We start from the raw sequence: 15435 nt of genomic DNA on the forward strand, positions 1-15435 counted from the left end.
GTCGCACTCGATGCGAATCACGGGGCACAGCCAGGTCCGGAGCGCGCGCGGCAGTCCCGTCAGCTCCACCACATCGTCCTCCTGCCTGACCTCCAGGGCCTGTCCGGTCGACACCACCACGGCCCGCCGGACCGGGGTCATAAATCCGTTGAGAATGAGCCGCTGATTGCGGTCCCAGAAGCGGATCGCCACATACACATTGCGCCCCCGTCGGGTCAGACGACCGTAGGGCAAATAGTCTCTCGTCACCACGGCACCGGCGCCATAGATTGCCTCTCCGTTGGTTTTGAGCCATTTGCCGACCACCGACATGCGCAGTAGGAACGAGAGGGGAAGCACGCCGCTGCTCCTGGGGTTCAGCGCGAGCAGGAGGTTGCCGCCCCCGCTCGCGGCGGTCACCAGATGGTCGACCAGGACATCGGATGCGCACCAGGGTTCGCCACAGGCGCAGGCTTGATGATGAGCGGTCGGCGTCTGGACGGAGGCCCAGAGGCTGGATACGGGGGGACGATCCCCGGGATCGATGACCGTGAAATCGCCCGTGAATGCGCCCGGTCCACACCGGTTATTGATGATGATCGCGGGTTGAAGCTGACGGGCGAGCGCAACAATCCCGGCGATTCCCCAGTCCTCCTGAGCATACGGTCCAGCGTCGTCGAGCCATAACAGGTCAATCGGCCCGTAGTTCGTCAGCAGCTCGCGAAGCTGGTCCCGTGCGCAAGCGCGGATAGCCTGCCATCCGGCCGGGTCGCCGGCCGGGCCGCGCCAGAACGCCGGCAACCGCCAGTCGGCCAAGCTGTAGGCCACGCCCACCCGCAGCCCGGCATCCCGGAACGCCTTCACGTAGTCGCCAAACAGATCGCGCTTGGGCGTCTGGGCGCCGGCCGCATAGTGGGTGGTCGCCGTCTGCCACAGGCAGTAGCCATCCGGATTGCGCGCCGTCAACACGCTGAAGCGCAACCCCGCCTCGCGCGCCGCCGCAGCCCAGGCCTCGGGGTCGTATTTTTTCGGATTCCACCGACACGCCGCCCGGGCATACGCCTGCTGGTCCATGTGCTCGCGCCGCAGCGCCTGCATGCCGCGGCCGTAAACAGACGCCGGCCCCCATTGAATGAACAATCCAAAGCGGGATTCGTCAAACCACCGCCACACGGGCGGCACAGGTGTCTTTTCGTTCATGCCCCCATGATACCCGAGATCGTCCGGGGTCGCAACAGCAAGAAAGCAAGAGCGGAACGCAAATCATCCGCTTTTGGTGTTTGACCCCTCAAGCGGTTCTGTTACAATGCTGGCGTCTTGTGACCGTTGTGACATCCGGGTATTTTTTACCTATGACCGCTCTTCTCCAGTTCGCCGCGATTCTCGGCTGGGCCGGCTGCGCTGCCGGCCTGGTCTGGTATACGCTGAACGCCGCCCGTCAAATCACGTACGCGACTCTGGCCGATGGTCGGCGGCAGCGCCGCGTCATCCCGCTGGTGTTCCGACTGCTCCTGCCGCTCGCCCCCAATGTGGAGCCCTTTTTCGCCAGGCCCGCCTTCGCTTCGGCTCGGGTCACGCTGGGGGGAAAGCTCACCGCCGCAGGGTATGAGGGGGTGATCACACCGACCGAGTTTCTGGCCCTCAAACTGCTGGTTCCGGTCGTCTTCGGTTCGGCGTGGTTCATGCTGCTGCGTCTGGCGATCGGCATCTTCCCCGAAATCGCAGCCAACGCCCCGCTCATGACTGTGGGCGGCTGCCTCCTGTTCTACCTCTATCCCCTGCTCTGGCTGAGAAGCGTCCTGGCCGCCCGCCACCGATCGATCCAACGGGCGCTGCCGTTCGTGCTGGACCTTCTGACCCTCGCCGTCGAGGCCGGACTCGACTTCATGACCGCCCTGCAGCGCAACTGCGAACGCCGTGCCCTGGACCCTCTGAACGAGGAGCTGATCTATGTCATTCGCGAAATTCAGCTCGGGGCGCCGCGCCGCGTCGCCCTGCGCAACCTCTCCGCCCGCGTGGGGCTCAGCGACCTACGTTCGGTCACGTATGCCCTCATTCAGGCCGACGAGTTGGGGGTCAGCATCGGCGCCATCCTCCGCATCCAGTCGGATCAGATGCGCCAGCGGCGGTTCGAGCGGGCCGAACGCCTCGCCAACGAGGCCCCCGTCAAGATGCTCGGCCCGCTGATGCTCTTTATCTTTCCCGCTGTCTTCATTATCCTGCTCGGCCCCACCCTCACGCAGGTTAGCGGGCAGCTTTTCTGACCCCCGTAACACCGCTGTGATGCCATGACACACCCCCACCCACAGACCTTCGCGCTGACCGTCGAAGCCGGGCCCTGCAAGGTCGGGGAAATGTTCATGCTGCCCGTCGGCCGCGCGCAAACGCTCGGCCGAGCGTCCGATAATCCCATCGCCATTCCCGATCCCCTCCTCTCCCGCAACCACTGCCGCTTCGAGCGGATCGGCGACGCATTGTGGGTGATCGATCTCGACAGCGCCAACCAGACGCTGGTCAATGGGCTGCCGGTTGCGCGCAAGCAACTTCTTCCGGGCGACGCCATCACCGTCGGCGACACCCGCCTCCGCATCACGGCGGAGGGGCCCGCCGTCGCGCCGGTCGCGCCGGTCACCACCGTTGCCGCGCCGATCATTGATCTCGGCCTGAACACCGATTCCTCCGGCGCCGCGGCGCGCCACAACCTCCGGCCGATCCTCTATATCGTCGCCGCCATCGTCGTCCTGCTCCTCGGTGCAACCCTGATCATGACATCCCCCGACACGGGCTCTCAGCCAGCCAACCTCCCGCCCCCCCCGCGAGACGAAACCCTGCAAATCATCTACGAGAAGATTGAGGCGACACCCGAATCCATTTTTCGCTACGAACTCACCCTGTCGCCGGATCGCGTCCTCGCTGTCCGCATCGACGATCTTTCGCAAAATCGCTCCATCCGGAAGGATAAAACGATCGCCCCCGATCTGATTCAGGACTGGGTGCGCACGATTGTATCGAGCGGATTCCTTTCCCTCGACCCCTCCTATCTCGCCGCCAGCATCAACCGGGGCGAGAGCGAGTCGCGGGATCTGACCGTCATCATCGGCCGCCGCGTCCACCGCGTGCGGGTGTCCAACCGCAAGGACCCCGAGGCGTTTGCGAGCCTGCGCGACAAGCTGGAGACGTTCGGCTTGAGCGAGTTGGGCTTCTGGGCGCTCCAATATTCCGCAGACAAGCTCACGGAACTGGGCCGCGATGCGCTGCTCGTCGCGCAGAAGCGGATGAACGAGCGCGATCTGAGCTACGGCAACATCGCCGCGGCCATCAACAGTTTCCGAGAGGCCGAGGTCTGTCTGGAGACCGTCGATCCGAAACCGGCCTTTTTTCCGGAGATCCTCAGCGGCAAAGAGGAGGCCATCGCCGAGCTGAACCGCCGCCACAAGGAGTACCGGTTTCTCGCCGACCGCGCCATCAATCTCGAGAACTGGGAGGCCGCCCGCGCCCAGCTTCGCGTCATCTGCGAACTCATTCCTGACCGGTCGGACGACCGCCACCGCGAGGCCTCCAGCAAGTTGCTCGACGTTGAGAAGCGCCTTCAGGCGCGTCGCAAGGACCGGTGAGGGGAGGCCTGACAAACTATGCGTTTGAAAAACCAGTCATCCGCTTCGGAAAGCGCCACGACGGGGCGATTGCCCCTGAACGATCCCGCGCATCGCAAGCCTTTCGGCCTGACCGTCCTCTGTGTCATGACCGCCCTGCTGGCCCTCGCCGGCAAGCGCGCCGAGCCGGTCGCCACGCCCGCCGCCGAATTGCAGATCATCTCCGTTCCCGATGGCGCCCGGGTGCTCATCAACCGCGTGGAGCGCGGTGCGACCCCGCTGACCGTCTCGGATCTCCCCCCGGGCGAGCATTTGGTGACCCTGATCAAGCGCGGCTATCGCGACCACTATGAAACGGTCGTGCTCGGCGCCAATGGCCGCCGCATGCTCGATGTCACCCTCGAACCGCGTGTCGCCATGCTCATCGCCCACAGCATCCCGCGTGGCGCAACCGTTTCCGCCGGCGGGGTCGACTTGGGTGTGACCCCGATCCTGATCAACTCCCTGGTCCCCGGCACGCACCGGATCCGTTTTAGCCTGCCGGGGTTTCAGCCGACTGAACGGGAGGTGATCGTGTCGGAACGCACGCCCGTGAAGGTCGCCGTCGAGCTGCGTTCCGACTCCGCCACACTCACCCTCGCGAGCGACCCGCCGGGCGCGGCGGTCGCGGTCAACGGCATCCCGCGTGGCACGACGCCCTGCGTCGTTGAGCGAATCCCCGAGGGCGAGGCCGTTGTCGACCTCAGCGCCGAGGGCTTCATCACGGTGAGCCAGACCGTCAAGCTCGCCGCAGGCGAGACTCAGACCTTGAACGTCACCCTGTCGCCGAAACCCGCCCGGCTGGTCGTAACCTCCCGGCCGCCGGGCGCCCGCGTGTACGTCAACAACGAGCGCCGCGGTGACACCCCCCTCACCCTCCCCGAACTCGCGCCCGGGACCTACCGCGTCCGCGTCGAACAGGATGGCTATGATCCCCTCGCCCGCACGCTCGAGCTCGTCCGCGCATCCGACACGATCGAGGAGTTCGGCCTCACCTCCAACACCGGTCTGATTCAACTGACCACAACGCCCGCCGACGTCGAAGTTTTCGTGGCCGGCAAGACCTTGGGCAAGACGAAAACGGGCCCGGACGAGACCACCAATCTGTCCAACCCCTTGCTCATCGGGGGACTCAGCGTCGGAACCCATGCGCTCAAGCTCGTCCGCAAAGGGTGGGCCGAAAAAACCATCGAGATCACCGTGAAACGCGGCGAAACGCTGACGCGCCACGTCGCGCTGGATCGGCTCTTTATCCCCGATTACGAGGTGATCACCGTCTCGGGAACCGTCTATCGCGGCGTCTTCGACGCCATCACCGAGCTGGGTGTGTGTATGGAAACCGCGCCCGGCGTGATGACCGTCATTCCGATCAAGGACATTCGCAAGCGCGGCAGCCTTCGGGATGACGCGCCCAAAGAGTGACGTTCACCTCTGAGGCTCTTGCAAAACCCCGTGTGGCATGGGCGTCCCGCCCATGAATCACGGGAAAGAGGTCCGTACCACTTTGGATGACAGGGGGGGTGCATGAGCCTCCTCTATCAAAACCGCCGGACCGGACGGTGGCAGTAAGGCGTCGTCCCCTTCTGAAAATAGTAGTCCTGATGGTAGGCCTCCGCAGGCCAGAACCGCGCGGCGGGCCGAATTTCGGTGACGACAGCAAAACGGTTTTCCCGCAACCGTGCGACCAGCGCCTCGGCGGTTTTCTTCTGCGCCTCGTTCCGATAAAACACCGCCGAGCGGTACTGCTCGCCGATGTCAGGCCCCTGCCGGTCGCGCTGCGTCGGGTCGTGGATTTCGAAGAAGAGCCGTGCAAGCGCCTCGTAATCGGTCTGGCGCGGATCATAGCAGACCTCAACCGCTTCGATGTGGCCCGTCCCTCCCGCGCAGACCTGCTGGTAGGTGGGATTCTCGACGGACCCACCCGTGTAGCCGCTCACCACACGAATCACGCCGGTGGCCTGTTGAAGATAATACTCAACGCCCCAGAAGCAGCCGCCCGCAAAAACCGCCCGCGCAAAACCGGCGGTCTCGATCGCCGCATCGCCCACAAAGGCCAGCGAGAGCGAATTGACGCAGTGGCGCGTGTTGCGCGGCGTCAGCCGCTCGCCGACGAAGACGTGGCCGAGATGGCCGTCGCACGTGGCGCAGACGATCTCGGTGCGTCGGCCATCCGCATCGGGCACCCGCCTCACCGCGCCCGGAACCTCGGCGTCAAACGCGGGCCAGCCGCACCCCGAGTCAAATTTGTCCGAGGAGCGGTAAAGCGCCGCGCCGCACCGGCGGCACGCATAGACGCCCGCCGCGTCATGGGTGTCAAACGCGCCGGAGAACGGCGGTTCCGTTCCCTTGCCGACGATCACGCGCGTCTCCTCGGCCGTCAACGTCCTCCACTCCGCTTCCATGAGGTCCGCTCCTTTCACCACGCCCGCCGCCGCGAGCCATACCGCCACGCCGCACAGGACACTCCGCGTGAATGGGTTGCGCATGGATCAATCCTCCGTCCCGCCCTGCTCTGAACCGATGACCGAGGCCTCGTCGCCAACAACAAACAAAACCTGTTGTCAATAGGATAAACGAGAAGCGGGGGGATTGCAACCGTATCCCATACTGCAGACTTGACGGTTCGGCGGCGATTCCGTATAACTAACACGCTTTCACCTCATTCGAAGCGGGTGTAGTTCAATGGTAGAACTCCAGCCTTCCAAGCTGGCCACGAGGGTTCGATTCCCTTCACCCGCTCCAACCCCGCGTCGACCGTTCCGGAGGGATGGCTGAGTGGTTTAAAGCATCGGTCTTGAAAACCGACGTGCCGCAAGGTACCGGGGGTTCGAATCCCTCTCCCTCCGCCAGATCCTGGAAGCTCGTTATGTCCGCCACCCTACCCGAACACCTCCTGATCATCGCGGGCCGGGGAACGTACCCCCTGCTGCTCGCCCGCAGCGCGCGGCAAGCCGGCGTCGCCCGCATCACGGTAGCCGCCGTGCGCGGCATGACCTGCCGGGAACTCCGCGCGTTTGCCGATGACTGCGCCGTGTTCGGCGTCGGCGAGGCCGGACGGATGCTCGACTGGGCCGAACGCGCCGGCATCCGCCACGCCGTGATGGCGGGCCAGATCACCCCGGCCGCCCTCTTCTGCACCCGCTTCGACGCCTTCTCCCGCGCCATCCTACGCTCGCTCACCGTCAAAAACGCGCACACGATCTTCGGCGCGCTCGCCGAACAGCTCACCGCCCGCACCATCACCGTCCTGCCCGCCTCGCAATTCATGGACGCCCACCTGCCGCAACCGGGCACGCTCACCCGGCGCGAACCCGACCCGCGCGAATGGAACGACATTCGCTTCGGCCTCGACGTCGGCATGCGGGTGTGCGACCTCGACATCGGCCAGACCGTGGTGGTGAAGGACGGGATGATCCTCGCCGTTGAGGCCTTTGAGGGGACCAACCGGACGATCCGCCGCGCCGGCACGCTCGGTGGTGCGGGTGCCGTCGTCGTCAAAGTCGCCAAGACCGGCCATGACATGCGCTTCGACATTCCCGTCATCGGCGCCGACACCCTCCCCATTCTCCGCAGGGCTCGCGTCTCCGCCCTCGCCCTCCAGGCCGGCCGCACGCTCTTGCTCGACCGCGAGGCCGTCATCCGCGCCGCTGATCGCCTCAACATCGCCATCGTCGCCGTGGACTCGGGACTGCCGGCGCTGCGCACGGGGGACGCCCCATGAACACGCCCCGCCGCATTCTGATCCTCGCCGGCGAGCCTTCGGGCGACCAGCACGCCGCCGCCCTGATGGCGGCGTTGCGAAACCGGATCGGCGCTTCCACCGAATTCCGCGGCTGCGGCGGCGACGCCATGCGCGCGGCCGGCGCCGTCCTGCTCTATCACACCGATCAGACCGCCGTGATGGGGTTGGTGGAGGTGCTCAAGCAGATCCGGTTTTTCCGCGGCATGATGCGGCGGATGCTGGCCGAGTTGGACGCCTGGAGGCCCGATCTGGTGCTGACCGTGGACTACCCCGGCTTCAACACCCGTTTCGCCGCCGCCGCGCATGCCCGGGGCTATCCCACCGTCCACATGATCTGCCCGCAGGTCTGGGCGTGGCACCAGTCGCGCATCCCGAAGCTCGCGCGGATTTTCGACCACCTGCTGGTCTTCCTCCCCTTCGAACCCGCCTGCTTCGCGGGGACGGCCCTTCCCGTCACCTTCGTCGGCCACCCGCTCGTGGATCGCGCGGCGGAGACCTTTGCCGAACCCGAAGCCCCGCTGCCGTGGGCCAACGCCGCGCACCGTCTCGCCCTCCTCCCCGGCAGCCGCCGCAACGAAATCGCGCGTATCTTTCCGACCATGCTCGCCGCCGCAGCCCGGCTGGACGCCGAATTGCCCGGCGGCTGCGCGTGCGTGGTGCCAACACCCAATCCCTCCATCCGCGCCTACGCCGAGCAGGTCGCCACGGCAGCCAAAGAGCGTCCGCCACGCCTGGCCTTTGTCGACGGCCAGGCCCGCCAGGTGCTTCGTCAGGCGCACGCCGCCATCGTCGCCTCGGGGACCGCCACTCTCGAGGCCTGCCTCATGCGCTGCCCGACCGTTCTGGCCTACCGCATGCACCCAGTCACCGCCTGGGTCTTCCGGCGGCTGGTCACCGGCACCCGGCATGCGGGGCTGGCCAACATCCTCGCCGAGCGATGCGGCCTCTCGCGGGAGGCCGTCATGCCGGAACTGCTGCAGGAGGCGTTCACGCCCGAACGGGCGATGGCGGCGGTCCGGCCGTATCTCACCGACCCGGCCGCCCGCACCCGCACCCTCGCCGCCTACGACGCGGTCAACCGCACCCTCGGCCCCGGCCGGGCCGCGGAGCGCGCCGCCGAGGTCATCTTCGGCATCCTGCAACACGCGTAGGCCCGGTCAGAGCGCAATGGCGCCGACTTCAGGCCATGTCGGCGTCAGCCTGGAGCCGGCCTGCCCTCAGGCCGGCAGGTGTATGGGATTGCCAACGGCCGGGGTGAGGGCACCCCGGCTCCAGGCCTGACGGCCTGCAACGAGCGCAGCCCCTGCACCGTTGGGTGTTGGGTTTTGGGCAACGGGTACGATTATTCTGACTCCTGAATTCTGACTACTGACTCCTGACTCCTCTCTTGCAAACACCCCAGAGGGGGTTTTGCAAGAGCCTCCCGGTCAGAGCGTGACGCATATCGCCGAATGGGCCTTGATTTCCCGACCGATCTCGGCGACCAGCTTCTCCTCAACGGGCTGGTAGAGCTTGAAGATGGCCAGCGAGCGGTTGGTCCGCGTGTCGTGCGGGTTGCGGATATCCTCGATGTTGAACCCGGCGTCGGCGAGCGTGCGGCTGATCGTCGCGATCACACCCGGGCGGTCGTCATAGAGGAAGAACAGCGTGGACCCGTGGGGGACGAAGTAAAGATGGTCGAACTCGTTGATCCGCGAGACCATCAGCACGCCCTCGGCAACCGTGCCTCGGACGCTGGTCCGCTTGAGCTGGTTGTCGGTCTGTTCGACGATCAGGTCAATGGTGATGGAATTGGCGAAGCCTTTTTGCGGTTCGATCGCGCGGTTGACGTAATCAATCCCCATCTCCTTGATGAACGCGGCGGCGGCCTTGTAGTCGTTGTAGCGGTCGAAGTCGGCCCAGATCCCGGAGAGGATCGGCACGAGCAGCCAGTTGGCATAGGGTTCGAGCTGCCCGTAGAAGCTCGTTTCGATCATGGTGATGGGCAGCGAGCGGCCGGAAAGCTCGCGGGTCACGCGCGAGAGGATGTAGGCCAGTTCGCAATAGGTCTTGTCGAGCCCCTCGGGAATGTCACGGTTGACGATGAAGGTCGCCACCCCTTTTTCGTCCAGATCAATCAGTTCCCGCGCGGCGCGCTCCGCAGCGACATAGTTTGCTTCGTGCGTGCTGGCGCCGAGGTGCGGCAGCATGATGTCGGCGATGTCGGCGATCGGCTTGGGGCCGGCCTCATCCTTGGGATAGACGTCGTTGAGCAGACGGAGCTTCTTCGCGGCCTTGATCTCGCGAAGGGCGGCCTCGTCAATGATCCCCGCGCGGGCGCAGTTGACCAGCGTCGCGCCGGTCTTCATGAGGGCGAGCAGGTTGCGGCCGATCAGATTTTTGGTCCCTTCGCCGCCCGGGATGTGAAGCGTAATGATGTCGGATTCGCGGAACAGCTCGTCGAGCGTCACCGGCTCGATCCCATAATCACGGACCCGGTCCCCCGGAACCAGAGGATCGAAACCCAGCAAGCGGCACTCGAAGCCCTTCAGGCGCTTGGCGACGAGCCGGCCGATGTTGCCCAGGCCGACAATACCGACCGTCTTACCGGTGAGCTCGCGTCCCATAAACGCCTTCTTCTCCCATTCGCCACGCCGGGTCGACGCATCGGCGGGGATGATGAACCGGGCGTCGGCGAGGATCATGGCGATCACCTCTTCGGCCACGGCGTTGGCATTCGCGCCGGGAGTGTTCATCACGTCCACGCCCCGCTTGCGGGCGTGTTTGGTGTCGATGGTGTCAAAACCGGCTCCCGCCCGCACGATCACCCGCAGATTGGGGAGCGTGTCAATTAATCCGGCCGTCACCTTCTCGCTGCGGACGATGAGTGCATAGGCGTCGGGATGGGCCTTGGCGAGGTCCTCGATGGGCGTCTTGGCGTCCTGCACCACCGCATAGCCGCCGTTGTTCTTGAGGATGTCGGTGGCCACCGAATCGAGCTTGGTCGGAATGAGTACCTTTTTCATGCTTCTATAGTCCCCTGGGTTTCTGCTATCCTAACCTGGTTTCGGATCGCGACCCCCCAGTGTCACGGGGAATGCCGCATCCAAGCGAGGGCTTAAATGTACCACTCTGCACAACCGATATCAAGTTATCGCGTGTCCGCGCGTGTGACGCGAACGCTGCTGGGCATTCTGGCGTTCGCGGCGGCCCAGCCTGCGGCGGCCCAGCGCAACCTGCCCGATGATCCGTTGCCGACGGCCACGGCCGAGGGTCCGGCCATCGACCGCAAGGAGCCGTCTTTTTTTGGCCGGCCGGTCGAGCGCACCCCGGCAGCCCAGTGGCAGCGTGTCGAGCGTCTGGAGGCGGCCAAGCAGCTCAAAGCCGCAAGCCGGGCGGCAAACGCGCTGGTCCGCACGTGGCACCATTCCCCCGAGGCGGCCCAGGCGCAGTTGGCCGTGGCCCGCCTCCACGAGGCCCGCAACAATCCCGCTGCCGCATTTGACGAATACCAATACCTGATCGACCATTTTTCCGGGCTGTTTCCCTTCCAACACGTCTTGGATCGGCAGTATCAGATTGCCAATCATCTGCTCAAGCCCCAAAAAACCTTCCTCGGACTGGCGATGAACACCATGGAAGACGTCCGCATCCGCTTCGAACAGATCGTGCGCAATGCGCCCAACTGGGAACGCGCGCCCGACGCCTTGCTCAAGTCCGCCTTGTGCCACGAGTTGGATGACGACCCCCTCGCGGCGGCCGAGGCCTACGCGCAGCTTCAGACGCGCTACCCAGCCGCGCCAGCCGCCCTCGCTGCGGCGGCCGAGGAGATCCGCATCCGGAGAGCCCTCGCCTGGAAGTATCCCATGGACGAGGCCATGACGCGCCGCGCGATCGCCGCCATCGACAGCGCGCTGCACGCCTACGGCGCGCGCCTCAACCGCGACGAACTCGCCTCTTGGCGGGCCGATTTGAGCGACGCGGCGATGAACCGCACCTACGCGCGGGCGGCGTTTTACGATGGCAAGCGCAAGCAGCCGCGCGCGGCGCTCACCGCCTACCGCGAATTTCTCCGCGTCTATCCCGACTCCCCCCACGCCGAGACCGTCCGCAGCCGCATCCGCGAGCTGGAGGGCGCGACGGCCGATGCATCCCTCTCAACCCCCACAGGAGTAACACCATGAAGAATGCCGTACTGCTCACGATTCTGGCCGGCTGCATCTCCGCCGGTTGCGCGTCCTACCGTTTCGGCAACCCCGTCCCGGAGAGCCGCCGTCGGCTCGCCGTGCCGGTCTTTGCCAATGCCGTCAACCAAGCCGAGGCCGAGGCCGTGGTGACTGAGGCGCTCCGCCGCGAAATCATCCGCGAAGGCTCGTTCACGCTGACCCCCGCTGATCGCGCGGCGCTTACCCTCACGGGAACGGTCACGGGCTACACCCTCAAGCCGATCCGCTATGAGCAGAATACCAGCAGCACGCCGGTCGAATACCGCGCCACGCTCACGGCTCAGGTGACCCTTGTCGACGCCACCACCGGCGCCGTTGTCGTGACCGCTTTCACGCAGACGTCCGAGACGACCGTTGCGGCTGGGGCTGACCTACAGACCGCCAAAGCTTCGGCCCTGCACCGCGCCGCGCAAAGCCTGGCCCGTTCTATCCTCCTGGAGGCCGTCACCCGCTGCAGCGAGTAATGCGTGCGTTTTTCATCGACTTTCGTGCCGCGCATTTGACACACTACCGGCTCATTTCTGGCCCAGGCATCGGGCATCGGCGTTGAAGGCTGACTTATGGAACCACTAGCACCTATAACAGGCGGGGTCACTGCGGCGCGGGGTTTCCGCGCGGCGGGGGTCGAAGCCGCGATCAAATATCCGAATCGGAAGGATTTCGCCTTGCTGGTCTCGGACACGCCGGCCGCGGTTGCGGCCGTGTTCACGACCAACCGGGTGGCCGCAGCCCCGGTGCAACTGGATCGCGAGCGCGTCGCGGCGGGCCAGGCCCGGGCTGTGGCGATCAACAGCGGCTGCGCCAACGCCTGCACCGGCGAACAGGGGATGGCCGACGCGCGCGAAATGGCCGCGGCTGTGGCTGGGGCGCTGGGCATCGACGAGCGGCTGGTGCTGGTCTGCTCGACGGGCGTGATCGGCGTCACGCTGCCGATGGCCCGCATCCGCGCCGGCGCGGTTCGAGCCGCCGCGGCGTTGAGTCCGACGGGCGGGGATGATGCCGCGCACGCGATCCTCACCACCGACACGGTCGACAAGCAGGTGGCCGTTCGAATCGAGATTGACGGCCACGACGTGACTGTGGGAGGCATGTGCAAGGGCTCTGGAATGATCGAGCCCCTGATGGCCACCCTCCTCGGCTTTGTCACCACCGATGCGGCGATCGGCGCGCGCGCCCTCGACACGGCGTTGCGCCAGGCCGTGGATGTGAGCTTCAACCGGGTGGTAGTCGACGGCGACCGCAGCACCAACGACACCCTGATCGCGCTCGCCAACGGCGCGGCCGGCAACCGCCCCCTCGACCCGGCCCATCCGCGCTGGGGCGCGTTTGTCGCCGCGCTGACGCACGTGTGCACCGAACTGGCGAAAAAGCTCGTGCTCGACGGCGAAGGCGCGACCAAATTTGTGACCGTCCGCGTAACCGGGGCCCGGAGCGACGGCGACGCGCAGAAGGCGGCCCGATCCATCTCTAAGTCGGCGCTGGTGAAAACCGCCTGGTTCGGCAATGACCCCAACTGGGGACGGGTCATTGCCGCCGTCGGCTATTCCGGGGCCGATGTTGACGACCAGCAGGCGCAAATCTACTACGGCGAAGTCTGCGCGTATGACCGCGGCCGGGTGGCCGATGCCGCGCGACTCAAGGAATTGCAGGCGGTCATGCGCCATCCGGCGTTTGACGTGACGGTGAATCTCAACCTCGGCACGGGGACCGACACGATCTATACCTGCGACTTCTCCTATGACTATGTGAAAATCAACGCGGATTACACGACGTGATCCGAGACCCACGCTCAGGCCGGATGCCGAAACCATGCAGAAGTATATTGAAAAAGCGAACGTGCTGATTGAGGCCATGCCCTACATCCAGGATTTCAAGGGGTGGGTGGTGCTCGTCAAGGTCGGCGGCAGCGTGATGGAGTCTGCCGAAAACATTGAACGGCTGCTCACCGACATTGCCTTCATGAACACCGTCGGCATCCGGCCGGTGCTGGTCCATGGCGGAGGCAAGGCGATCTCGCGGGGCATGGAACGGGCGGGGATCGCCCCGCAGTTTGTCCAGGGGCTGCGCGTGACCTGCGCGGCGACCATCGGGGTGGTCGAGCAGGTCCTCAAGCAGGAGGTCAACGCCCAGGTGGTGCGCCTCCTCCAAAAACACGGCGTCAACGCCAGGCCGCTGCACGGCGACTGGATCTTCCGCGCCGAGAAGAAGACCGGCCGTGACCCGACGACGGGCGAATCGCTCGACTGGGGCTATGTGGGCAGCCCGGTCGCCGTGGACGCCCGCCCGGTTCGCGAGATGCTCGATGCGGGGCTCCTCCCCGTCATCACACCGCTTGGCACGGGACCCGACGGTCAGTTGTACAACATCAATGCGGACACGGCCGCCGCGGCTCTGGCCATGGCGCTGAAGGTTCGCAAGTTGGCGTTTATTTCGGATGTGCCGGGCTTGCTGCGGGACGTGACGGATGCGGAATCGCTCATCACGACGTTGCGGGTCGGCGAGGTGGCCGCGCTCAAACAGGCGGGTGTCGTGGGCGGCGGAATGCTGCCGAAGTTGGACAGTTGTGTGGAGGCGATCCGGGCCGGGGTGGGTAAAGTCCACCTGATCGACGGCCGGATGGCGCATTCGCTGCTGCTCGAAGTGTTCACAAAAACAGGTGTAGGAACGGAGATCATTGCCGATGAGTAAGAGCGCTGATATTGCCGCATTGTTCAACCAGTATGTCATGCACACGTATAGCCCCTCGGTCACCCTGACCAGCGGGCACGGCTGCAAGGTGCGTGACGCCGACGGAAAGGCCTATCTCGATTTCACGGCCGGCATCGCCGTGCTCAACGTGGGCCACACCCACGCCAAGGTGGTGAAGGCCGTGCAGGATCAGGCGGGTGCGCTGATTCATAGCTCGAACCTGTTTTACACGCCGAATCAGGCGCTGCTGGCGCAACGGCTCTCCAAGTTGTCGCTGGGCGGCAAATGCTTCTTCTGTAACTCGGGCACCGAAGCCAACGAAGCGATGGTCAAGCTGGCGCGCCTGTGGGGTCACGAGACGGGCAAATATGAAGTGATCACCATGCGCAATTCGTTCCACGGCCGGACGCTGGCGATGTGCGCGGCAACGGGCCAGAGCAAGGTGCAGAAGGGCTTTGACCCCCTCCCGCTCGGCTTTGCCCATGCGGCGTTCAACGATCTCGAATCGGTGCGCGGACTGGTCAACGCGCGCACCGTCGCGGTGATGGTCGAAGCCGTGCAGGGCGAAGGCGGCGTGATACCCGCGACCCAGGAATTCATGACGGGCGTGCGCAAGCTGTGCGATGAGAAGGGGCTGCTCATGCTGTGCGACGACATTCAGTGCGGCATGGGCCGGACCGGCCACTGGTTCGGCTGGCAGAAATACGGCATCAAGCCTGACGCTTTCACGCTCGCCAAGAGTCTCGCAGGCGGCGTCCCGATGGGCGCGCTGATCGCCGCGCCGAACCTCTCCGATGTGTTCCATCCGGGCAACCACGCATCAACCTTTGGCGGTAACCCGCTGGCCTGCGCAACGGCCCTGGCCGTGATTGACGTGATCGATGAGGAGGGGCTGGTCAAGCGCGCGGGTGAGGCGGGCGTCCTTTTCCGCGAGGGTCTGCAGGCCCTGGTCGACAAGTATGAGAAGGTGATCGAGGTCCGCGGCGAAGGCCTGATGATCGGCCTGGTCGTAGAGGGTCCAGCCAAGGATATCGTCACCGCCTGCCGCGAAATGGGTCTGCTCTGCTGTGTCGCGGGCGAGAACGTGGTCCGATTCCTCCCCCCGCTCAATGTCAAGGACGACGAGCTGGAAGAGGCGCTGGAAATGGTCGGCGACGCCCTGGAACAGGTTTATAACCCGGAATCGTAA

13 protein-coding genes and 2 tRNA genes are annotated in these 15435 nt (G+C 65.4%); 12 read left to right on the forward strand and 3 right to left on the reverse strand.

All coding sequences use genetic code 11. From position 1 onward, the window contains the following. Positions 1 to 1179, reverse strand: a 1179-nt coding sequence (locus FJ222_02180) for an alpha-L-fucosidase (GenBank protein ID MBM4163241.1), incomplete at its 3' end; no start/stop codon positions are given. Between the two features lie 152 nt (positions 1180 to 1331). Here FJ222_02180 and FJ222_02185 point away from each other — a divergent pair. Genes FJ222_02185 through FJ222_02195 form a run of 3 tightly spaced genes read left to right on the forward strand, consistent with a single transcriptional unit; the run spans position 1332 to position 5033 of the window. After that, on the forward strand, positions 1332 to 2243 hold the full coding sequence (locus tag FJ222_02185; GenBank protein ID MBM4163242.1) for a type II secretion system F family protein: 912 nt from the start codon (positions 1332 to 1334) through the stop codon (positions 2241 to 2243). A gap of 24 nt (positions 2244 to 2267) precedes the next feature. Further along, entirely contained in the window at positions 2268 to 3593 is a 1326-nt protein-coding gene (locus tag FJ222_02190) for an FHA domain-containing protein (GenBank protein ID MBM4163243.1), read from the forward strand. An 18-nt stretch (positions 3594 to 3611) separates the two neighbouring features. Further along, complete coding sequence (locus tag FJ222_02195) at positions 3612 to 5033, forward strand: PEGA domain-containing protein (protein ID MBM4163244.1); 1422 nt, start codon at positions 3612 to 3614, stop codon at positions 5031 to 5033. 116 nt (positions 5034 to 5149) lie between these two features. On the opposite strand, the gene FJ222_02200 is transcribed toward FJ222_02195, so the two are convergent. After that, positions 5150 to 6013 (reverse strand): bifunctional methionine sulfoxide reductase B/A protein, encoded by an 864-nt coding sequence (locus tag FJ222_02200; GenBank protein MBM4163245.1) that lies wholly within the window; start codon positions 6011 to 6013, stop codon positions 5150 to 5152. Positions 6014 to 6279: 266 nt separating this feature from the next. Between FJ222_02200 and FJ222_02205 the strand changes: the two genes are divergently transcribed. From FJ222_02205 to lpxB, 4 genes are all read left to right on the forward strand, one after another. Beyond that, positions 6280 to 6353, forward strand: a tRNA-Gly gene (locus FJ222_02205). A 19-nt stretch (positions 6354 to 6372) separates the two neighbouring features. Further along, positions 6373 to 6460, forward strand: a tRNA-Ser gene (locus FJ222_02210). 17 nt (positions 6461 to 6477) lie between these two features. Next, positions 6478 to 7332, forward strand: a complete 855-nt coding sequence (locus FJ222_02215) for an LpxI family protein (protein ID MBM4163246.1) — start codon at positions 6478 to 6480, stop codon at positions 7330 to 7332. Next, a complete protein-coding gene (gene lpxB / locus FJ222_02220; protein ID MBM4163247.1) occupies positions 7329 to 8504 on the forward strand; it encodes a lipid-A-disaccharide synthase in 1176 nt (391 codons plus the stop codon). The genes FJ222_02215 and lpxB overlap by 4 nt, the downstream gene beginning before the upstream one ends. 276 nt (positions 8505 to 8780) lie before the next feature. On the opposite strand, the gene FJ222_02225 is transcribed toward lpxB, so the two are convergent. Beyond that, positions 8781 to 10358 (reverse strand): ACT domain-containing protein, encoded by a 1578-nt coding sequence (locus tag FJ222_02225; protein ID MBM4163248.1) that lies wholly within the window; start codon positions 10356 to 10358, stop codon positions 8781 to 8783. Between the two features lie 144 nt (positions 10359 to 10502). Here FJ222_02225 and FJ222_02230 point away from each other — a divergent pair, with 144 nt between their 5' ends. From FJ222_02230 to FJ222_02250, 5 genes are all read left to right on the forward strand, one after another. Next, positions 10503 to 11516 carry a hypothetical protein gene (locus tag FJ222_02230; protein MBM4163249.1) on the forward strand — a complete coding sequence of 338 codons (1014 nt, stop codon included), beginning with the start codon at positions 10503 to 10505 and terminating at the stop codon, positions 11514 to 11516. Next, complete coding sequence (locus FJ222_02235; GenBank protein MBM4163250.1) at positions 11513 to 12022, forward strand: hypothetical protein; 510 nt, start codon at positions 11513 to 11515, stop codon at positions 12020 to 12022. Before FJ222_02230 ends, FJ222_02235 begins: the two co-directional genes overlap by 4 nt. Positions 12023 to 12118: 96 nt before the next feature. Beyond that, the gene (argJ, locus tag FJ222_02240; protein ID MBM4163251.1) at positions 12119 to 13333 is read left to right on the forward strand and encodes a bifunctional glutamate N-acetyltransferase/amino-acid acetyltransferase ArgJ; all 1215 of its coding nucleotides are present in this window, start codon (positions 12119 to 12121) and stop codon (positions 13331 to 13333) included. 34 nt (positions 13334 to 13367) lie between these two features. Continuing rightward, the gene (gene argB, locus FJ222_02245) at positions 13368 to 14246 is read left to right on the forward strand and encodes an acetylglutamate kinase (protein MBM4163252.1); all 879 of its coding nucleotides are present in this window, start codon (positions 13368 to 13370) and stop codon (positions 14244 to 14246) included. Further along, a complete protein-coding gene (locus FJ222_02250; GenBank protein MBM4163253.1) occupies positions 14239 to 15435 on the forward strand; it encodes an aspartate aminotransferase family protein in 1197 nt (398 codons plus the stop codon). Before argB ends, FJ222_02250 begins: the two co-directional genes overlap by 8 nt.

Source organism: Lentisphaerota bacterium (assembly GCA_016873675.1).
Lineage (GTDB): Bacteria > Verrucomicrobiota > Kiritimatiellia > RFP12 > JAAYNR01 > VGWG01.